16 protein-coding genes are annotated in these 20,972 nt (G+C 70.7%); 10 read left to right on the forward strand and 6 right to left on the reverse strand.

The genetic code is table 11. The annotated features are described in order from the left end of the window. Positions 1–655 precede the first annotated feature (655 nt). The 3 genes from IE206_RS08515 to IE206_RS08525 all read left to right on the forward strand — a co-directional run bounded on the left by IE206_RS08515 (position 656) and on the right by IE206_RS08525 (position 3,502). Positions 656–1,162 (forward strand): cysteine dioxygenase, encoded by a 507-nt coding sequence (locus IE206_RS08515; RefSeq protein ID WP_189961448.1) that lies wholly within the window; start codon positions 656–658, stop codon positions 1,160–1,162. Between the two features lie 97 nt (positions 1,163–1,259). After that, positions 1,260–2,216: a 2-phospho-L-lactate transferase gene (cofD, locus tag IE206_RS08520; RefSeq protein WP_189961449.1), complete on the forward strand. Its 957-nt coding sequence runs from the start codon at positions 1,260–1,262 to the stop codon at positions 2,214–2,216. Continuing rightward, on the forward strand, positions 2,213–3,502 hold the full coding sequence (locus IE206_RS08525; RefSeq protein ID WP_189961450.1) for a coenzyme F420-0:L-glutamate ligase: 1,290 nt from the start codon (positions 2,213–2,215) through the stop codon (positions 3,500–3,502). Before cofD ends, IE206_RS08525 begins: the two co-directional genes overlap by 4 nt. A gap of 24 nt (positions 3,503–3,526) precedes the next feature. Here the strand turns inward: IE206_RS08525 and IE206_RS08530 are convergent, their stop codons facing one another. The 3 genes from IE206_RS08530 to IE206_RS08540 all read right to left on the reverse strand — a co-directional run bounded on the left by IE206_RS08530 (position 3,527) and on the right by IE206_RS08540 (position 7,322). Then, positions 3,527–4,495: a DNA-3-methyladenine glycosylase family protein gene (locus tag IE206_RS08530; protein ID WP_189961451.1), complete on the reverse strand. Its 969-nt coding sequence runs from the start codon at positions 4,493–4,495 to the stop codon at positions 3,527–3,529. Between the two features lie 370 nt (positions 4,496–4,865). Further along, the gene (gene manB / locus IE206_RS08535) at positions 4,866–5,948 is read right to left on the reverse strand and encodes a mannose-1-phosphate guanylyltransferase (RefSeq protein ID WP_189961452.1); all 1,083 of its coding nucleotides are present in this window, start codon (positions 5,946–5,948) and stop codon (positions 4,866–4,868) included. A gap of 108 nt (positions 5,949–6,056) precedes the next feature. After that, positions 6,057–7,322, reverse strand: a complete 1,266-nt coding sequence (locus IE206_RS08540) for a peptidoglycan recognition protein family protein (protein ID WP_189961453.1) — start codon at positions 7,320–7,322, stop codon at positions 6,057–6,059. 129 nt (positions 7,323–7,451) lie between these two features. Here IE206_RS08540 and IE206_RS08545 point away from each other — a divergent pair, with 129 nt between their 5' ends. The 4 genes from IE206_RS08545 (at position 7,452) to IE206_RS08560 (ending at position 13,431) form a co-directional block, all read left to right on the forward strand. Beyond that, positions 7,452–8,204, forward strand: a complete 753-nt coding sequence (locus IE206_RS08545; protein ID WP_189961454.1) for a TIGR03089 family protein — start codon at positions 7,452–7,454, stop codon at positions 8,202–8,204. 176 nt (positions 8,205–8,380) lie between these two features. After that, positions 8,381–9,685: an LCP family glycopolymer transferase gene (locus IE206_RS08550; protein WP_226599029.1), complete on the forward strand. Its 1,305-nt coding sequence runs from the start codon at positions 8,381–8,383 to the stop codon at positions 9,683–9,685. 230 nt (positions 9,686–9,915) lie between these two features. After that, the gene (locus tag IE206_RS08555; protein WP_189961456.1) at positions 9,916–11,649 is read left to right on the forward strand and encodes an LCP family protein; all 1,734 of its coding nucleotides are present in this window, start codon (positions 9,916–9,918) and stop codon (positions 11,647–11,649) included. A 99-nt stretch (positions 11,650–11,748) separates the two neighbouring features. Continuing rightward, positions 11,749–13,431 (forward strand): LCP family protein, encoded by a 1,683-nt coding sequence (locus IE206_RS08560; protein WP_229853177.1) that lies wholly within the window; start codon positions 11,749–11,751, stop codon positions 13,429–13,431. Between the two features lie 112 nt (positions 13,432–13,543). On the opposite strand, the gene IE206_RS08565 is transcribed toward IE206_RS08560, so the two are convergent. Next, positions 13,544–14,575 (reverse strand): glycosyltransferase family 2 protein, encoded by a 1,032-nt coding sequence (locus tag IE206_RS08565; protein WP_189961458.1) that lies wholly within the window; start codon positions 14,573–14,575, stop codon positions 13,544–13,546. A 120-nt stretch (positions 14,576–14,695) separates the two neighbouring features. Between IE206_RS08565 and IE206_RS08570 the strand changes: the two genes are divergently transcribed. After that, a complete protein-coding gene (locus tag IE206_RS08570) occupies positions 14,696–16,174 on the forward strand; it encodes an LCP family protein (RefSeq protein WP_444545505.1) in 1,479 nt (492 codons plus the stop codon). A 15-nt stretch (positions 16,175–16,189) separates the two neighbouring features. Here the strand turns inward: IE206_RS08570 and IE206_RS08575 are convergent, their stop codons facing one another. Beyond that, entirely contained in the window at positions 16,190–16,714 is a 525-nt protein-coding gene (locus IE206_RS08575) for an acyl-CoA thioesterase (RefSeq protein WP_189961459.1), read from the reverse strand. A 116-nt stretch (positions 16,715–16,830) separates the two neighbouring features. Between IE206_RS08575 and IE206_RS08580 the strand changes: the two genes are divergently transcribed. After that, entirely contained in the window at positions 16,831–18,162 is a 1,332-nt protein-coding gene (locus IE206_RS08580) for an LCP family protein (RefSeq protein ID WP_189961460.1), read from the forward strand. A 231-nt stretch (positions 18,163–18,393) separates the two neighbouring features. Beyond that, positions 18,394–19,668: a peptidase gene (locus IE206_RS08585; RefSeq protein WP_189961461.1), complete on the forward strand. Its 1,275-nt coding sequence runs from the start codon at positions 18,394–18,396 to the stop codon at positions 19,666–19,668. A gap of 72 nt (positions 19,669–19,740) precedes the next feature. Here the strand turns inward: IE206_RS08585 and IE206_RS08590 are convergent, their stop codons facing one another. After that, complete coding sequence (locus IE206_RS08590) at positions 19,741–20,907, reverse strand: acyl-CoA dehydrogenase family protein (protein WP_264198430.1); 1,167 nt, start codon at positions 20,905–20,907, stop codon at positions 19,741–19,743. Between the last annotated feature and the right edge of the window lie 65 nt (positions 20,908–20,972).

Genomic DNA, 20,972 nt, shown 5'->3' on the forward strand with positions numbered 1-20,972 from the left:
CACGAGTGAAATTACAAGTGCGTGGATCCGGGCCAGTCAAGCCGAGATCTGCTATTGGGCCCCGTATTCACTCTGCGGAACCAAGGCCGTGCGGAAAGTGTTCAAATCGGTTAAAAGGTGACACCCGCCACTGCCCCACGCCGACGCCTCTCCTCACCGGTTCGCCCGACCCCCGCTCGACTGTGACCACAGAGGAGGACGAGCCGATTGTTGATCTTGTTGCGCCCGTACCCGGAAAGCGGCCCGGATCACATTCGGATCACGAGAAGGCAACGGCGTTTGGTTGCACAGTTGCTGCGCCACATCTCCGGCCCCGCGACTGCACAAACCTTTCTCCGGCTCCAGTAACCGGATGAGGTGAAACATTGCCGCCAAATCGGTCATTGGGTTGACAACACACCCACCGACCCGTTCTCCTGGACCGCATGTCAGTGACCGCAGCGCACCGAGCGACCCATACCCGTGGGTTCCGCAGCGCTGTCCAGGCTCGCTGTTGCTGTTCCAGCTGTTGATTCCGCACCTCCAGCGCCACGTGCGATCCAGCTTCTCCCCTCGCCTCCCCCGAGACGCCACGCGTCCGCTCCGGGCGGCCGCCGTCTCCGCGAGACACCTCATCTGCGACACCCCAGCACTTCTGCCGAGGAACCCCCGCACCATGAACAGCAGCCACAGCGACCTCCAGATCGCCGGCGACATCCTTGAGGTCCAGCACCTCCTGCAGCCCGCCCGCGAGCACCCCGCCACCGTCGCCGAGTTCGCCGGACTCGCCCGCTCGATCGCCGCCGACCGCTCCCAGTGGGCCCACCTCGTCCAGTACGACGCGGTCTCCCGCTGGTACCACCGGCTGCGCACCGGGCCCGGCTACGAGGTCTGGCTCCTGTCCTGGGTGCCCGGCCAGGGCAGCGGCGCCCACGACCACGGCGCGTCCTCCGGCGTGCTGACCGTCCTGGCCGGCGAGCTGACCGAGCGCACCGAGCGCGGCGTACAGAACCTGGGCGCCGGATCCCAGCGGGTCTTCGCGCCGGGCTATGTGCACGACGTCGTCAACGACTCCCTGGAACCGGCCGTCAGCCTGCACGTCTACTACCCGGGCCTCACCGACATGCCGATGCATGCCAGCCAGAGCTCCTCCCCGGCGGCCCAGGATGTCGTACCCGCCTGACGCTCCCACCCTTCCCCAAGTCCTGAAGGAACAGGGGAGGCCCCAATCCCGACCACCGCCCCTCAAAGGATCGGGCTCCGCCTGACAGACTGTCGGCATGCGCATTGTGGTTCTGGCAGGCGGCATCGGTGGTGCCCGCTTCCTCCGTGGTCTGAAGTCCGCCGCCCCCGACGCGGACATCACCGTCATCGGCAACACCGGTGACGACATCCATCTGTTCGGCCTGAAGGTCTGCCCCGACCTCGACACCGTGATGTACACCCTGGGCGGTGGCATCAACGAGGAGCAGGGCTGGGGACGTACCGACGAGTCCTTCACCGTGAAGGAGGAGCTCGCCGCATACGGGGTGGGGCCCGAGTGGTTCGGGCTCGGCGACCGCGACTTCGCGACCCACATCGTCCGTACGCAGATGCTCGGCGCGGGCTATCCGCTGAGCGCCGTCACCGAGGCGCTGTGTGCTCGCTGGCAGCCCGGCGTCCGGCTCATCCCGATGTCCGACGACCGCGTGGAGACCCATGTGGCCATCGACGTGGACGGCGAGCGCAAGGCCGTCCACTTCCAGGAGTACTGGGTGAAGCTGCGGGCCTCCGTGGACGCGCAGGCCGTCGTGCCGGTCGGCGCCGAGCAGGCCAAGCCCGCGCCCGGCGTCCTCGACGCGATCGCCGCGGCCGACGTGATCCTGTTCCCGCCGTCCAACCCGGTCGTCTCGGTCGGCACGATCCTGGCCGTGCCGGGCATCCGCGAGGCGATCGCCGAGGCGGGCGTGCCCGTGGTCGGCCTCTCCCCCATCGTGGGCGACGCCCCGGTGCGCGGCATGGCCGACAAGGTGCTCGCGGCGGTCGGCGTGGAGTCCACGGCGGCGGCGGTCGCCGAGCACTACGGCTCGGGGCTGCTCGACGGCTGGCTGGTCGACAGCGTGGACGCCGGATCGGTCGGGCGGATCGAGGAGGCGGGCATCCGCTGCCGTGCCGTGCCGCTGATGATGACGGACCTGGACGCGACGGCTGCGATGGCCCGCGAGGCCCTCACGCTGGCGGAGGAGGTCCGCGCGTGAACCCTTCCTTCCGGGTGTGGGCGCTGCCGGGTCTTCCCGAGGTGCGGGCCGGTGACGACCTCGCGAAGCTGATCGCGGCGGCCGAGCCCGCGCTCGCCGACGGCGACATCCTGCTCGTCACCTCGAAAATCGTCTCCAAGGCGGAGGGCCGGATCATCGGGGCCGCCGACCGCGAGGCAGCCATAGACGCCGAGACCGTACGGGTGGTGGCCCGGCGCGGCACCCTGCGCATAGTCGAGAACCGGCAGGGCCTGATCATGGCCGCGGCGGGCGTCGACGCCTCCAACACCCCTGCCGGGACAGTCCTGTTGCTGCCCGAGGACCCGGACGCCTCGGCGGCCGCGATCCGCGCCGGGCTGCGCGACACGCTCGGCGTCGAGGTCGGCGTGATCGTCACGGACACCTTCGGACGGCCGTGGCGCAACGGGCTCACCGATGTGGCGATCGGCGCCAGTGGCGTACGCGTCCTGGACGATCTACGCGGCGGCACGGACGCGCACGGCAATCCGCTGAGCGCGACCGTCGTCTCGCTCGCCGACGAGCTGGCCGCCGCGGGCGACCTGGTGAAGGGCAAGGCCGGCGGGCTTCCGGTCGCCGTGGTCCGCGGGCTCGGCCACGTCCTGGGCGAGGGCTCGGCCCGCGAGATGGTCCGCTCCTCGGCCGACGACATGTTCCGCCTGGGCACCTCGGAGGCGGTACGGGAGGCGGTCACCCAGCGGCGTACGGTACGGGCCTTCACTGCCGAGCCCGTCGACCCTGGCGCGGTACGGCGTGCGGTGGCGGCGGCGGTCACCGCGCCTGCCCCGCACCACACGACGCCCTGGCGCTTCGTGCTGCTCGAATCGGAGGAGTCGCGCACGCGGCTGCTCGACGCGATGCGGGACGCCTGGATCGAGGACCTGCGCCGCGACGGCAAGTCCGAGGAGTCGATCGCCAAGCGGGTCGCGCGGGGCGAAGTCCTGCGCGCCGCGCCGTACCTGGTGGTGCCCTGCCTGGTGATGGACGGCTCGCACTCCTACGGCGACGCCCGCCGCGACGGCGCCGAGCGCGAGATGTTCGTGGTCGCGGCGGGCGCGGGCGTCCAGAACTTCCTGGTGGCCCTCGCGGGCGAGCGGCTCGGCTCGGCGTGGGTGTCCTCGACGATGTTCTGCCGCGATGTCGTACGCGACGCCCTCGACCTGCCCGCCCATTGGGACCCGATGGGGGCGGTGGCGGTGGGCCGTGCGGCGGAGCCGCCGAGGGAGCGGCCCGAGCGGGAGGCGTCGGCGTTCATAGAGGTCCGCTGAACCGGCCCTCTTCGCTCAACCCGCCTACAGCGGGGCGATGTTGCCGGGCTGCATGCGCGGGGCGCGGCGCTCCGGGGTACGGCCGCTGAGCAGGATCAGACGGGCGGCCCGGTGGCGCTGGCCCGCATAAGGTTCGAGCAGCGCCAGCATCTCGGCGTCGTCGGCGTTCCGGTTGCCCGCGAGGGCGTGGCCGATGATGCCGGGCAGATGGAGGTCGCCGACGGTCACCAAGTCGGCGGCGCCGATGGCCCGTTGAAGGGTTTCGGCGGCGGTCCACGGGCCGATGCCGGGGATGAGCCGGAGCCGCTCGGCGGCCTTCGCGGGGTCCATGGCGGCCGCCTCCTCCATGCGGCGGGCCACCCTGACCGCGCGCATCACGGTGTCCGAGCGCTTGGAGTCGACGCCGGCGCGGTGCCACTCCCAGGACGGGATCAGCGCCCAGGTCCTGGCGTCGGGCATGACGTACATCCCGTCGGGGGCGCCGGGGGCGGGCTCACCGTACTTGCGGACGAGGAGCCGCCAGGCGCGGTAGGCCTCGGTCGTCGTGACCTTCTGCTCCAGCACGGAGGGGATCAGGGATTCGAGGACGAGGCCGGTACGGCCGAGGCGCAGGCCGGGCCGCCTGCGGTGTGCCTCCGCCACGAGGCGGTGGCGGGGCGCGAAGGCCCCGGGATCGTCCAACTCACCCAGCAAGGCCGGGAGTTGGTCCAGCATCCACTCCGCACCCTCGCCCCACGCTTCGGCCTGCGCGGTGTCCTTCGTGGCGGTCACGCGCAGGGTGGCGGGGCCGGCGGGGGTTCTCGATGTGCGCCATACCGCTCCGTCGGGGGTGGTGCGGTAGGTGGGGTCTGCGGGGCCGCGTCTGAGGGGGCCGAGGGTCAGGGGGAGGTCGAGGGGGCCCTCCGCCGGGGCCCAGGTCCGGGTCCGCCCTGCCGCGCGCGGGGCGGGGATGGGGCGGCGGCTGGGTGTGCGGGGGGCGAATCGTCCTGCCACGGGGGTTCCTCGGGAGTGGGGTGCCCTTCGAGGGTACGCGGCTTTGCCCCCCACCCCTTCCCGCTGTGACACTCTGCGGCTCCGCCGCGTGGCCTCCGGGGGTTGGAATGGGGTGAGGCCGGTTTTCCCGGGGCTCCGCCCCAGACCCCATTCGCGCCTGAAGGGCGCTCGTCCTCAAACTCCCCCAAGGCCTCAAGGGCCAGGGGGGACCCCCATGACAGGCTGGGTATGCCTGCATGGGCACCCTGCCAAGTCCAGCGCTGCCAGGGGCGCGGGGAACTGCGCGACCAGCCCCCACCCGTCCGCAGTGGAAGCAGCGGAAAACAGCCCCGACTCAGCCCCTCCGGCGTTTGAGGAGCGGGGGCCCGGGCTACTGGTCCGAGGAGAAGCGCACTGCCCCCGTCGGCAGCACCGCCCCGCACCACACCCGTACCCCCTCGCGGAGCTCATTGTCCGGACCCACTCTCGCGCCGTCCCCCACGACCGCCCCCGCCAGGATCGTCCGCGCACCGATGCGCGCGCCCGCTCCGACCAGCGAGTCCGTGATCACCGCGCCCGCTTCGACCACCGCGTCCGACAGGATCGTGCTGCCCGTGATCCGCGCGCCCTCGCCCACCACCGCACCGTGGCCCACCACCGTGCCGCCCGTCAGCTTCGCGTCGGGGGCCACCTCGGCCGTGGGGAGGATCAGGCGGTCGCCGCAGCGGCCCGGTACGGCCGGGGAAGGGGCGCGGCCCAGGACCAGGTCCGCCGAGCCGCGGACGAAGGCCTGCGGGGTGCCCAGGTCCAGCCAGTAGGTCGAATCCACCATTCCCTGGAGGTGGGCGCCCGCCGACAGCAACCCCGGGAAGGTTTCCCGTTCGACGGAGACCGGCCGGCCCTCCGGGATTTCGTCGATCACCGCGCGGCGGAACACGTACGCCCCCGCGTTGATCTGGTCCGTGACGATTTCCTCCGGCGTCTGGGGCTTCTCCAGGAATGCCGTCACCCGGCCGGTCGGGTCCGTGGGGACCAGGCCGAACGCCCTCGGGTCGTCGACCCGGGTCAGGTGCAGGGAGACGTCCGCGCCGGAGGTGTTGTGGGTGTCCACGAGGGCCTTGATGTCCAAGCCGGTCAGGATGTCGCCGTTGAAGATCAGGACCGGGTCGTCGGGGCCCGAGCGAAGACGGGACGCCACGTTGCGGATGGCGCCGCCCGTTCCCAGCGGCTCGTCCTCCGTGACGTACTCGATGCTGAGGCCGAGCGAGGAGCCGTCGCCGAAGTACGGCTCGAACACCTCGGCCAGATAGGAGGTGGCCAGGACGATGTGGTCGACGCCCGCCGCGTGGGCCCGGGCCAGCTGGTGGGTGAGGAAGGGGACGCCGGCCGCCGGAACCATCGGCTTGGGCGTGTTCACCGTGAGCGGGCGCAGCCTCGTGCCCTTGCCGCCGACCAGGAGGATCGCTTCTGTCACCTGTCGTCTCTGCTTCCTGCTGGGGCCGGCCTTCGGATTCCGTCACGCTCGGGCGGAACTCCCGGCCGGCCAGTGTATGCAGACTGTCCGGATGCTCATGCCGCCCGGTCAGCGCCGGCCCTGGTAGTGGGCCGCCGCGGTCCGCACCGCGCCGAGCCTGCTGTACAGGCGCGCCCCGGGGCAGTCGGTGGCGAATCCGTCGCGGTGACCGGAGACGGCATTGAGCGTGACGCTGCTCCCCTTCTTGTAGCGATTGCCGCCGGCGGAGACGAGCGTGCTCTTGCCCTTCGGGTTCACTCCGTACAGCCCGAGCTTCCAGGCCGAGAGCTGCTCGATGGCTTTGAGGGCGGCGGCGGACGGGTTCGTGTCGTTGTAGGTACCAAGGAGCGCGATGCCCATGCTGTTGGTGTTGAAACCGAGAGTGTGCGCGCCCATGACGGCCTTGGCCACACCCCCGGCGCGGCCTTCGTAGATGTTTCCGCACTTGTCGACGGCGAAGTTGTAGCCGATGTCCCGCCAGCCGTTGCTCTTGACGTGGTAGCGGTAGATACCGCGCAGGACGGAGGGCGCCTCGGCACAGCTGTATGCGTTGCCGGTCCCGGTGTGGTGGACGAAGGCGACCTTGACGCTCTTGGTGTAGATGAACCCGCTCTCACGCATCCGCTCGTCGGCGCCCCAGCCCTTGCGCGTGATGATGCGCGGCCGTTTCCCGACATACGGGCGGGCCTCGGCCGGGGCCCCGGCCACCTCGGCGGCCTCGGCGGCCTCGGCCTCGTCCTGGCTCGCGGGCTCGTCGAGCGCGGGCAGCACATCGGGGACCCGCGTCTCACGGGTGCCCTCGCCCGCGACCTCCTCGCCGGGGCCGGCGCCCGGGTCGACGAGGTCCAGGCGCAGGCCCTCGGGAAGCGGCTCGTCCTCGGCGCGTACGCGTGCCTCGACGGCGTCCGAGTCGCCGACCCACAGCGGCGCGGTCGAGCCGTGCAGGGGGCGCGCGGCCTCGGGGGTGCCGGGGTCGGCGGCATGGTCGTGGTTGTGGGTCTCCAGGTCCTGCCAGGCGGACCAGGTGCCGGCCGCGCGGCCCCGGGTGCGGACCTGGACGCTGCCGTGCAGCTCGTCGTCCGCGTTGTCCCAGACCACGCCGACCAGCGAGAACGGCCGCACTTCCCGCTGGGCCAGGCCCTCTTGGGACGCGCCGTCCGCCGCGCGGCCCGTGCCGGACAGCGGCTCCAGCGGCAGCGACTGGGTGGAGCCGGCCAGTTCCGCAGCGGGCGGCGGCGCGGAATCCGACGCCGCTACGGGTGTCGTGGCCGCCAGGGGAAGGGTGAGGGCCGCGAGAGCGGCGACGCCGATCGAAGACGCATGGAAGCTACGCATGCTGACGATCGTGGACATAGACGGGCAATCCTGTCCATTGCGGAACTGACGGCCCGTCGGCCAAACCGGTGTACGCACCCCGCCCACCGGTGCCGGTGCCGCGGGGGTGCGCCACGTAGCCTTGCCCGCGTGAACGCCAGCGACCGCACCCCTGCCGACCTGCTGCGATCCGCGCTCGCCGCGGACCCGGGCCGCCCCTTCATCACGTTCTACGACGACGCCACCGGCGAGCGCGTGGAACTGTCCGTCGCCACCTTCGCCAATTGGGTGGCCAAGACCGCGAATCTGCTCCAGGGCGATCTCGCCGCGGAGCCCGGCGACCGCCTCGCGCTGCTGCTCCCCGCGCACTGGCAGAGCGCCGTGTGGCTGATGGCCTGCCACTCGGTGGGCGTGGCCGTCGAGATCGGCGGCGATCCGGCCGCGGCCGGCCTCGTGGTCAGCGGCCCCGACACCCTTGACGAGGCCCGCGCCTGCACCGGCGAGCGGGTGGCGCTCGCGTTGCGCCCGCTCGGCGGCCGCTTCCCCCAGCCGCCCGCCGGGTTCATGGACTACGCCGTCGAGGTGCCGAGCCAGGGCGACCGGTTCGCGCCGTTCGTGCCCGTCGACCCCGACGCCCCCGCGCTCGCCGTCGACGGCCTCGAACTGAGCGCCGCCGAACTCGTCGCGCGGGCCCGCGCGGAAGCCGCCGAGCTCGCCCTCGACTCCGGTGCGCGGCTGCTCTCGGCGCTCTCGTACGACAGCTGGCCCGGGCTCGCGAGCGGTCTGTACGCGCCGCTCGCCTCGGGCGGCTCGGTCGTCCTGTGCCGCAATCTGGCCCAACTGGCCGACGGCGGCCTCGAAAAGCGGGCCGAGAGCGAGCGGGTCACGCACCGCTCGCTGTGACCCTCCGCCGATCTCCACCCTTGTGGCCCACTCGGGGGCCGACCCCTCGGGCCCCGGCGGCACCTCCGGTAGATGATCGACCGTACGCACAACCATGCGCGCGATTCGGCCGTCTACCGGGGTGCCCGGCGGCGCGCCCGCCGACCCCGTGATGGCCCGTGAGGATGGATGCCGACGTGACCGACAGTGCTGGCACTCCCCCTGAACCGGAAGACCGGGCCGGGGCCGAGCAGCCACCGCCGCCGCCCACCGGCACCGGTCCGGACACGGAGCCCGAGGCCCCCGAGCCCGCGGAGACCCCCGACACCGAAGGGGACCCGGAGCCCCCGGACGCCAAGGGCGGCCGTCGCTGGCTGCGTTGGACCGCGCTCGGCGTCTCCGTCGTCGTCCTCGCGGCGGCCGGAACCGGCTGGTGGTTCTACCGCAAGCTCGACGGCAACATCCAGACGGACACCACCGCCGCGCACGAGCTGGACAAATACGAGCGGGACCGGCCGGCCTCCGTCGTGCACGACGCGCAGAACCTGCTGCTCATCGGCTCGGACTCGCGCGCGGGCAACAACTCCTCGTACGGCAGGGACGACGGCGGCAGCCAGCGCTCTGACACCACGATCCTGCTGCACCTGGCCGCCGACCGGCTCAGCGCCACCGCCGTCTCGCTGCCCCGCGACCTGATGGCGGACATTCCCGCCTGCGGCAGGCCGGACGGCACCGAGACCAGACAGCAATTCGCCCAGTTCAACTCGGCGTTCGAGATGGGCGGCGCGGCCTGCACGATCCGTACGGTCGAGAAGATGACCGGCATCCGGATCGACCACCACATGGTGGTCGACTTCAGCGGGTTCAAGGACATGGTCGACGCGGTGGACGGCGTCGAGGTCTGCCTGAAGGAGCCGGTCGACGACCGTCAGGCCCAACTGAAACTCCCCGCCGGACGCCAACTGCTGCGCGGGGAGCAGGCGTTGGGCTTCGTACGCTCGCGGCACGGCTTCGGGGACGGCAGCGACACCCAGCGCATGGACCGCCAGCAGCAGTTCCTCGGCTCGCTGATCAAGAAGGTGCAGAGCAACGGGGTGCTGCTCAACCCGACCCGCCTCTTCCCGGTCCTGGACGCTGCGACCCGGTCCATCACCACGGACCCGGGCCTGAACACCCTGCGGGACCTGTACGAGCTGGTGCGCTCGGTGCGCGGTATTCCGACCGAGAACATTCGCTTCCTGACCGTTCCGCGTCAGCCCTATGCGTACGACGGAAACCGCGACGAGCTCGTGCAGCCGGACGCGGACCGGCTCTTCAAGCAGCTGCGCGAAGACCGGCCGATCAAGGTGGCGCCCGCCGCGGACGTGCCGAAGACCAAGGAGAGCGAGAAGCCCGGCTCCGGCGGGGACGACAAGCGGCCCGACGATCCAGACCCCTCGCCGAGCGCTTCGGCGACGCCCCTCTACTCGGGGACGAACGCTGCCTCCGGCATGTGCGGCTAGCCGGGCGTGTATGTCTACAACCTGTGAAATGCGCGCAACGACCAGCGGATTGGGGCCAAATGCCCGGTTGTAAAGGGCGTGGAATTTGTCACGGCCGTCGCTCTTGGGCGAACTGGCCAGATAGTGTGACGCGATCCGGTGCGACCGGCCAGCGGGCCGGGCACTGCAGGAGCGAATGATTGAGCGCTTTGGGGGAAGCGACTCGGCACCGACGGAGGACAGAAACAACCGTGGATGCGCAGAGCCGTGGGCGGGCCGATGATGTCGACCCCGCAGACCAGTGGGTCCTCAACCCGGACACCGGCACTTACGAATTGCGACTGAATCCTTCCGGAACGCAGTCGAATTCCGCTCCCGGCCGGTCGTCGACCGGTCGCGCGCCGGGCGGAAGATCAGGGCAGTCCGGACGTTCCGGGCGCCGCGAGGTGCCCGGGCAGCGCAACCGCCGATCGAACCAGTCATCCGAGGAGTCCCCCGACACCCCGGGCCGCCGCAAGCGCAAGCCCAAGCCGACGCGCAAGAAGAAGGCGCTGCTGTGGACGGGCGGCGTGATGGGCTTCGTCCTCGTCGTCGGCGCGGGCGGCGCGTACTGGCTCTACCAGCACTTCAACGGCAACCTCAACACCGTCGACGTCGGTGACGCGGGCAGCAAGAGCTCGGTGCCGGACGGCGCGTTCAACATCCTGGTCATCGGCACCGACAAGCGCACCGGCGCGGGCAACGAGGGCTACGGCGACGCCGGCAGTGAGGGCCACGCCGACACCAACATCCTCTTCCACGTCTCAGCGGACCGGACCAACGCGACCGCGATGTCCATCCCGCGCGACATGATCACCGACATCCCCGCCTGCCCGACCAAGCAGAAGGACGGCACCACCAAGACGGTGCCGGCCGAGAAGAAGGTGCGGTTCAACACGAGCCTGGGCCAGGAGGGCCGCGACCCGGGCTGCACGATGCGTACGGTCAAGCAGCTCACCGGGCTCAACGTCGACCACTTCATGATGGCCGACTTCAACGCCGTCAAGGAGCTGTCCACGGCCGTCGGCGGCGTCAAGGTCTGCCTCGCCAAGCCGGTGAACGACCCGAAGTCGCATCTGAAGCTCCCGGCCGGCGAGAGCGTCGTCAAGGGCGAGCAGGCCCTCGCGTTCGTACGGACCCGGCACAGCTTCGGTGACGAGAGCGACCTCTCCCGGATCAAACAGCAGCAGCAGTTCCTGAGTTCGATGATCCGGCAGATGAAGTCGGACGACACCCTCGGCAGCCCGACCAAGATGTACGGGCTCGCGGACGCCGCGACCAAGGCCCTCACGGTCGACTCCGGAATAGGCAGCATCAAGAAGCTGACCGACCTCGCCCAGGTCATCGGCAAGATCGACGCCAAGAACATCACCTTCACCACGCTGCCGGTGATAGACAACCCGGCCGAGGGCAAGAAGCACATCACGGTCGTGCCCGACCCGACGAAGGCCGACGCGCTGTTCGCGATGATGCGCGCCGACACCTCGCTCACCGAGGTGAAGAAGAAGGAGGCGGACGCCAAGAACGCGGCCGCGGCCGAGGAGGCCGCCCGCCTCAACGGCCCCCGCGCCAAGGCCTCCGACGTACGGGTCAACGTGCTCAACGGCGGCGCGGCGGCGGGCTCCGCGGGCGAAATGGTCACCTGGATGCAGAACCAGGAGGGCGTGCTCAAGTCGAGCAACGGCTCGAACGCGCCGGCGAAGGTCCCCGCCACGGTCCTGGCCTACGCACCGAACCAGGCCGACCAGGCCCGCAAGCTCGCGGATCTGCTCGGCCTGTCCGCCTCGGCACTGCAGCCGGGCACGAAGGACGCCGTGGGCAAGGAGCCCATGGTGCTGACCCTCGGCCCCGACTTCAAGCAGGCGGGAACACCCATAGCCGCTCCGGCCAAGGCACCGGAGGGCATTCAGAAGGTCGAAGCCGACAAGTCGGTGTGCGCCAAGTAGCAGACTCACGGCCCGCCCGGGCCTCAGGGGGAGTCTGACGGACAGGGGGGTATTGGGGTGGGCAGGAACAGTGTGCGCGGGGAGGGGACGGACGGACGTGTGGGGCGCGCGGACGAACTCGGCTGGGACGAGAGCCTGTACGAGGACGACGCGCCCCACGGGTCCAACCCGCCGGAGAAGTCGGGCAGTTCGGAGCCGGCGGGCGGCTCCGGCGCGTCCGGCGGCAGCGACGCGCCGGGAGACGCGGCGGCGTCCGGCAGCGGACACCGCCGGGGCGGCCGCCGCAAACGCGGCAAACGCAAGCACCGCATACTGAGATGGACCGCGATCACGCTCGCGGTCCTCATACTCGGGACGGCCACCGCCGGTTACCTGTACTACCAGCACCTGAACAACAACATCCGCAAGGGCGACCGCAGCGCGGGCGGCAGCGACGCCAAGAAGACCGCGCCGAACGCCGACGGCCAGACGCCGCTGAACATCCTGCTCATCGGTTCCGACAGCCGTAACTCGGACGAGAACGTCAAGCTCGGCGGCGCGAAGAAGGACCGGGGCGGCGATCCGCACGCGGACGTGCAGATGCTGCTCCACGTGTCCGCCGACCGCAAGAACGCCTCGGTCGTGAGCATCCCGCGCGACACCCGCGTGGACGTGCCCGAGTGCAAAGACACCGCGAAGAACAAGGTCAACCCGCCCACGAACGCCATCATCAACGAGGCGCTCGGGCGCGGCGGGGCCGGCTGCGTCCTGGACACCTGGGAGAAGCTGACCGGCATCTACATCGACCACTGGATGATGGTCGACTTCGCCGGCGTCGTGGCCATCTCGGACGCGGTGGGCGGCGCCGACGTCTGCGTGAAGCAGAACATCGACGACCACTCCACCAAGCTCCAGCCCGGTGGCTCGCACCTGCACCTGACCGCGGGCAACCACAACGTGAAGGGCGAGCAGGCCCTGCAGTGGCTGCGCACCCGGCACGCGTTCGGCAGCGACATCGGCCGCTCCCAGGCCCAGCACATGTACATGAACTCGGTGATCCGCAACCTCAAGGACCAGAACGCGTTCACCGACACGGGCCGCCTGATGGACATCGCCGAGACCGCGACCAAGTCGCTCCAGGTCTCCTCCGAACTCGGCACCGTCAAGAAGCTGTTCGACCTGGGGATGGAGCTCAAGAACATCCCCATGGACCGCATCAACATGCTGACCATGCCGCGCCTGCCCGACCCCAAGGACCCCGAAGCCCACGTGGTTCCGGACAAGGCGAAGGCCGACGCGCTGTGGGCAATGCTGCGCGACGACAAGCCGCTGGACGGCAAGGACGACGGCAAGCCCGCCCCCGCACCCTCCAAGGGCCCGGCCGCCGCGGCCCCCGACTCGCTCGCGGTGACCGTGGTCAACGGCACCGGCACGGGCGGCCGCGTCGCAGCCAAGGGCCGGGCCACCGAGGTGGTCACCGCCCTCAAGGCCAAGGGCTTCAAGAAGGCCGACACGGGTTCCGGCAGCCCCGCCTCCACCAGCGAGGTCGACTACCCCAAGGCCGCGGGCGCGCAGGGCAAGGCGGACGCGGAGTCGGTCGCCACGGCGCTCGGCCTGCCCGCCTCCGCGGTCAAGGCCTCCGACGTCAAGGGCCTGACCCTGGTGGTCGGCGGCGACTGGCGCACCGGCGACAGCTACCCGAAGCAGGACCCCAAGGCGAGCGATCCGCTCAAGGACACCGAGTCGGTCAACGGAGCCGACAAGGGCGCCTGCATGGACGTGTACGCGCCCTACCGCTTCTAGCCCGCGCACGCATGCGAAAGGGGGCGCCCGGTGCTTTGCGGCACCGGGCGCCCCCCTATTTCGTGCGCTCTGTTTCGTACGCTCTGTTCCGTCGGCTCTTCGCTTCGTCCGCTCAGACGGACGTGGTCCGCACGCTCGGGCGGCGGCTCGCGATGACCTTCTTGGCCAGCGCCTTCGGGCTGGTCAGGAAGCCGTAGCCCCACGACATGTGCATGGTGGCGAGCGCCACCGGGATCTGGGCACGGGCCTTGAGCGAGAGCCCCTTGCCGGCCGGCAGCGAGCCCGCGGCGATCGCGGCGAGATAGCCGGCCGGGACCACGAACCCCCACGGCGTGACCAGCGCGCCCACCACCACGCCCGCGGCGATCGCGCAGACGGCGGTCGGCGGCGCCAGGTAGCGCAGGTTGATGGAGCCCTCGTGGTAGCGGGCCACCACATGGCGCCAGCGCCCGTAGTCCTTGTACTGCTTGGCCAGCGCCTTCACCGAGGGCCGGGGCCGGTACTGGACCTTCAGCTCCGGCGAGAACCAGATGAGGCCGCCGGCCTCCCTGATCCGGAAGTTCAGCTCCCAGTCCTGGGCGCGGATGAACTCCTCGTTGTAGCCGCCCTGTCGTTCAAGGGCCTCGCGGCGGAAGACACCCAGATACACGGTTTCGGCGGGCCCGGCCGCGCCTCCGGTGTGGAAGGCCGCGTTGCCCACGCCGATCTTCGAGGTCATCGCGGCGGCGACCGCGTCCTCCCAGGCGTTCTCGCCCTCGGCGTGCATGATGCCGCCGACGTTCTGCGCGCCGGTCTCCTCCAGGAGCCGTACGGCGGTGGCGATGTAGTTCGGCGACAGCATGCCGTGGCCGTCGACGCGTACCACGATCGGGTGGCGGGAGGCCTTGATGGCGGCGTTCAGGGCCGCGGGCGTGCGCCCGGTGGGGTTGGGGACCGTGTGGACCCGGGCCCGTTCGTGGGACGCGGTCTCGGCCACCAGCTCGGCGGCGATCTCGTCGGTGCGGTCCGTGGACGGGCCGAGCGCGATCACCACCTCCATCTCGCCCGCGTACTCCTGCTCCAGGATGTGACGGACCGAGTTGCGCAGGTGCCGCTCCTCATTGAGGACCGGCATGATCACGGAAACAGCAGGCGTGGCGTTCATCGGTGGTCACGTTACCGCGAACGGGGGACACGGTCGCGCGGCGGCCGGGGCGGTGCGCGGGGTAGCTGATCGTATGGGCCTACGGTGCTCAAGATCCCCCTGTCACCCGCGGAGGTCCCCGTGCCCACGCCGCCCCGTCCGCGCTCCCTACGACCCGGTCAGCCCAGCAGCAGACAGCACGACGACCGCCCCCGCTGGGGCCTGCGGTTCGCGACCACGCTGTCCGTCCTGGTGCTCGGCGCGGGCGGGGTCGGGCATGCGGTGGTGACCAGCCTGGACAGCGGGATCGGCCGGGTCGACCCGTTCCGGGACATGAAGAACCGGCCGCAGGGCAGTCGGGGCACGAACATCCTGCTGGTCGGCACCGACGGGCGGGACAAGATCACGGCGGAGGAGAAGCAGAAGTACCGGCTCGGCGGGGCGGCCTGCCACTGCACGGACACGATCATGATGGTGCACGTGTCGGCGGAGCGGGACCGGGTCAGCGTGGTGAGCCTGCCGCGCGACTCCTACGCCGAGGTCCCCGAGCACACCGACGAGGCCGGCAGGCACCACGACAAGCACCCCGTGAAGCTGAACGCGGCCTACGCCGAGGGCGGGCCCCCGCTCACTGTGCGCACCGTCGAACACGCGACGGGGCTGAAGATCGACCACTATCTGGAGGTCGACTTCACCAGCTTCATGAGGACGGTCGACGTGGTCGGCGGGGTGCAGATCTGCACGACCCGCCCCATGAAGGACGCCTACACCGGCCTCGACCTCGCCGCGGGCACCCACCAGCTGAACGGCGGCGAAGCCCTCCAGTACGTGCGTTCCCGGCACACCGACGGCTCCTCCGACCTCGGCCGGATGCAGCGCCAGCAGCGCTTCCTGGCCGCGCTCGTCGCGAAGGCCACGAGCAACGGGGTACTCCTGAACCCGGTGAAGTTCCGCGAGTTCGCCTCGTCCATGCTCTCCTCGGTACGCGCCGACGAGGGCTTCGGAGTGGAGGAGATGCTGAACTTCACCTCCGCGATGAAGGGGTTCTCGCCCTCCTCATCGGACTTCACCACCGTGCCGCTGGAGCAGCTCGGCATCCAGATCAAGGGTGTCGGCTCGACCGTGAAGTGGGACGCGGCCAAGGCGAAGAAGCTGTTCCAGCTGCTCCGCGACGACAAGCCGCTGACCCCGCACGCGGCCCCGTCGAAGCCCGCCTCCAAGGACGCGAAGCCGCCGCGCAGGAATCCCGGCTCGATCGTCGAGGTCGACCCCGCGCGGATCAAGGTGCAGGTCTACAACGGGACCCGCGACGACGGGCTCGGCCAGCGCGTCGACGACGCGCTGCAGGCCACCGGCTTCAAGACCACCGGCTTCCCCCGGCCGAGCACCAACCCGGCCCTGCGCCGCACCCTGATCGAGTACGACCCGCGCTGGGACCGCTCCGCCGGCTCCCTGGCGATCGCCCTCCCGGGCAGCGAGCTGCGCCCGGTCAAGGGCCTGGGCGCCACGCTGAGGGTGACGGCGGGCGCGGACTTCAAGGACGTGGTCCCGGTACGCGCGGAGGAACAGCCCAAGGGCGCCTTCGGGACGGTGACCGGGGACAAGGTGATCTGTCCCTGACCCATCGGACAGGCCCTAGTCGTCCAGGCCCTCGGCGGACCGCTTCTCCCTGAGCTCCATGATCGCGCGGCGTCGCGCGAGGCGGTGGGTGCGGCGGATCTGGGCCTCCTGGTAGCGCCGCTCGTCGCGCTCGGTCTCGGGGACCACCGGCGGCACCGGGCGGGGCTTGCCGTCGGCGTCGACCGCCGCGAAGACGAGGTAGGCGGAGCCCACCTGCTGGGCCGGGGTCGACTCGTTCCAGCGCTCGGCGAGCACCCGCACGCCGACCTCCATCGAGGACCGGCCAGTCCAGTTGACCTGCGCCTTCACGTGCACGAGGTCGCCGACCCTGACCGGCATCAGGAACACCATCTCGTCCATGGAGGCGGTGACGGCCGGGCCGCCCGAGTGGCGTCCGGCCACCGCGCCCGCGGCGTCGTCCACCAGCTTCATGATCACGCCGCCGTGCACCGTGCCGAGGAGGTTGGTGTCATGGGTGGTCATGATGTGGCTCAGGGTGGTTCGGGAGGCCGAGGTCGGCTTGCCCGGAAGATCAGTCATGTCTTCACTTTAGGCGGCGCCGCGCCGAACCTCTTTGCATCAGCCTTGCAACAGCCCTGCCCCGAATCCCACCCTGCCCTGTCAGCGGCCCGGGGCCGCCGTGCATGCTGGACGGCATGAACGAATGGCCCGACGCCCGCAATGGCAACGCCCGCGGAAACGGCGAGGACGCCTACGGCCGCGGCAGCTCCGCCGCGCAGCCCGAGGGCGCGCGCCGGATGCGGCACGTCCAGCGGCCCGCCCCCGTCCCTCCCCCGCAGCGCCCCGTCCCGCAGCAGCAGCCCGGGTACGACAACGGCTACGGGCAGCCGCAGCAGTACGGCCGGGGCGGCGTGCCCGCGCAGGGCTCGTACGACAGCGGGTACAGCGAGGGCCAGGTCTACGGCAGCCCGGCGGGCCGGGGTCCGGCGGGCCCCGGCGGGCCCGGTGGCCCCGAGGGGCCGCGGCGCGGCGGCGGGCGCAGGCCCGGGGCGGCGCCGAACTGGCGCAGGCGGATCACCATCGGGGTGCTGTCGCTGGTCGTCGTGCTCCTGGTCACCTCGGTCGCCACGTACTTCTGGGCGGACGGCAAGGTGCGCCGCGAGGTCGACCTGTCCAAGGTCATCGACCGGCCCGCCGAGGGCAAGGGCACCAACTACCTGATCGTCGGCTCCGACTCCCGCGACGGCATGTCCGACGCGGAGAAGAAGAAGCTGCACACCGGCTCGGCCGAGGGCAAGCGGACCGACTCGATGATCCTGCTGCACGTCGGCGACAACGGGAACACGATGGTCTCGCTGCCCCGCGACTCCTGGGTCACGATCCCCAGCTTCAAGGGCTCCGACTCCGGAAAGTCGTTCCCGTCCAAGGGCAAGGACAAGCTGAACGCGGCGTTCTCCATAGACGGTCCCGAACTGCTCGTCCGCACCATTGAGGCGAACACCGGACTGCACATCGACCATTACGCGGAGATCGGCTTCGCGGGATTCGCGAACATCGTGGACGCGGTCGGCGGCGTGGAACTCGATATTCCGCAGGACATCAAGGACAAGGACTCCGGCGCGGACTTCAAGAAGGGCAAGCAGACCCTGGACGGGCAGCAGGCCCTGGCGTTCGTCCGCAACCGGCACGGTTATGCCGCCGGTGACCTGGAGCGCACGAAGAACCAGCAGAAGTTCCTGTCCGCGCTCGCCAGCCAGACGGCGACGCCGACGACGGTCCTCAACCCGTTCAAGCTGTACCCCGTGATGGGCGCGGGCCTGGACACCCTCATCGTCGACAAGGACATGAGCCTGTTCGACCTGGGCTCCATGTTCTGGGCGATGAAGGGCATCACCGGCGGCGACGGCATCTCGATGAACATGCCGGTCGCGGGCGACGGCCCGCAGACCTCGCTCCTGTGGGACAAGCCGAAGGTCACCCAGCTGGTGAACGAGCTGAAGAACGACGAGACGGTCACGGTCAAGTAGCCGCCGGGGCACGGGCGTTGGCCGGTGCCGCATGACATGAGTCACAGAGAAACCACAGGAACCGTGGGCAACTGCCCCCAGTTGTTGTGTTTTGCCCGCCGCCGGGCACCCGTCGGGTGCCCGGCGGCGGGCTTTTTTCCGCTTCCCCCGCACCGCGTCGCGGCCCTACGATCACGGCCTATTTCTTTTGCGTTCTTTTGGACCGTTCTTTTGGACTCACAAAGGGCTCCAGTGAAGATAAGCCGTACTCTCGCGACGGCCGTCGCCGCCGCCGTCACCACACCCGCTCTGCTGCTTTCCGTAACCCCGGCATTCGCCGACGGAAAACCGGCGGCACAGACCGCGAAGCGACCCACGATCGCCGAGCTCGAAAAAGCGGCGGCCGAGGCGCAGAAGGCGTACGACAAGGCCGCCGCCGACGAGAGCGCGGCGCGCAAGGCGCTCACCGATCTGGACTCGGCACCGGCCATGGTCGCGCTGAAGACCGCCCAGAAGGACGCGGACGAGGCCGCCCGCGTGAAGGCCGCCGCCGACCAGGAGCTCGCCGACGCGAAGACCTGGCAGAACGCGCTGCCCGCCACCGCGAGCCCGGTCGACAAGGACCTCGCGGCCCAGCGCGTCGCCAAGGCGGAGGCGGCCGTGACCGCGGCCGACACGGCGAACGCCACCGCGGCCGGCAAGCTCGCCACCGCCAAGAAGGCGGCCGACCGGGCCCAGAGCGCGGCGCAGGCCGAGCTCGACCGTGCGAAGGGCGCCACCGCCAAGGCGCTCGCCGACAAGAAGGCCGCCGACAAGGCGCTCGCCGACGCCAAGGCGACCGGCGGCGAGGGCGGCACCGGCGGCCAGGGCGGCAAGTGCTCGCAGGACATGGGTCTCACGGCCGTCCTGAACGGTTTCCCGTCCCAGATCGCGGCCGGTTCCAGCGCCGACTTCTCGGTACGGGTGACCAACGGGACCGGCAAGCAGCTGGACCGGCTCTGGCCGTTCGTCTACGCGTACGTCAACGGCAAGGGCGGCGGCAAGGACATCGACAAGCTGGTGCACCTCCAGTGGTCGGACGCCGGCTCGAACGGCTGGAAGGACCTGCCGCTCAACCAGGCGGGCCCGGTCACCGACCTCGCGGCCGGCAAGAGCGCCGATGTGAAGCTGCGCCTGAAGGTCGACGGCTCGACGCCTCTCGGCAGGGCCGACCTGTTCGTGGCCGCCGACTACCGCAACGCGGACGGCGCGTGCGGCGGGACGCCGAGCCAGGCCAGGTACGAGTTCGACGTCCTGGCCGCCGGTGCCAAGCCCACCAAGACCGGCGAGTCGAAGCCGAGCACGGCCCCCCGCCCCCAGGGCGGCGCCGCGGCGACCCCGCTGTCCGCCACCGCCCCCGAGAGCGGCGCCCTGGCGGAGACGGGCTCCTCCTCGGCACTCCCCCAGCTCGCCCTGTCGGGCGGCGCGGTGGTCCTCGGCGCCGGCGCGATCGCCCTCGTACGCCGCCGCAAGGCCGCCCAGCACTGACGGACAGCACAGCACGAGAAGGTCCCGCATCCGTACGCGACGGATGCGGGACCTTCGTCGACTCCCTTGCCGCTACGGCAGGTTGCGCGACATCACGATGCGCTGGACCTGGTTCGTACCCTCGTAGATCTGGGTGATCTTGGCGTCGCGCATCATGCGCTCGACCGGGTAGTCGCGGGTGTAGCCGTAGCCGCCGAGGAGCTGGACGGCGTCGGTGGTGATCTCCATGGCGACGTCGGAGGCGAAGCACTTGGCGGCGGCGCCGAAGAACGTCAGGTCGCTGTCGAGGCGCTCGGACTTGGCGGCGGCCGAGTAGGTGAGCTGGCGGGCCGCCTCCAGCTTCATGGCCATGTCGGCCAGCATGAACTGGATGCCCTGGAAGTCGGCGATCGCCTTGCCGAACTGCTTGCGCTCCTGGACGTAGCCCTTGGCGTAGTCGAGGGCGCCCTGCGCGATGCCGAGGGCCTGGGCCGCGATGGTGATGCGGGTGTGGTCCAGGGTCTTCATGGCGGTCGCGAAGCCCGTGCCCTCCTCGCCGATCATGCGGTCGGCGGGGATGCGGACGTTGTCGAGGTAGACCTCGCGGGTCGGCGAGCCCTTGATGCCGAGCTTCTTCTCGGGGGCGCCGAAGGAGACGCCCTCGTCCGACTTCTCGACGACGAAGGCGCTGATGCCCTTCGAGCGCTTCTCGGGGTCGGTCACGGCCATGACCGTGTAGTACTCGCTCTCACCGGCGTTGGTGATCCAGCGCTTCACGCCGTTGAGGACCCAGAAGTCGCCGTCGCGCACGGCCTTGGTCTTCATGCCGGCCGCGTCCGAGCCGGCGTCCGGCTCGGAGAGGCAGTACGAGAACATGCCCTCGCCCTTGGCCAGCGGGCCCAGGTACTTCTTCTTCAGCTCCTCGGATCCGGAGAGGATCACCGGGAGCGAGCCGAGCTTGTTCACGGCCGGGATGAGGGAGGAGGAGGCGCAGACCCGCGCGACCTCTTCGATCACGATGACGGTCGCGAGCGCGTCGGCGCCGGCGCCGCCGTACTCCTCCGGCACGTGCACGGCGTGCAGGTCGTTGGCGACCAGCGCGTCGAGCGCCTCCCGGGGGAAGCGGGCCTGCTCGTCGACCTCGGCCGCGAACGGGCCGATCTTGGCCTCGGAGAGCGAGCGGATGGCGTCGCGGAGCATGTCGTGCTCCTCGGACGGGCGGTACAGGTCGAACTCCGAGTTGCCAGCCGTTCCGGCCAAGGTCTCTCACTCCCCAAGACGCTAACTACCGTTAAGTAACCTAATTTTAGGGGGCCGGACCGCCG

The sequence above is a fragment of the Streptomyces violascens genome (assembly GCF_014649955.1).
GTDB lineage: Bacteria > Actinomycetota > Actinomycetes > Streptomycetales > Streptomycetaceae > Streptomyces > Streptomyces violascens.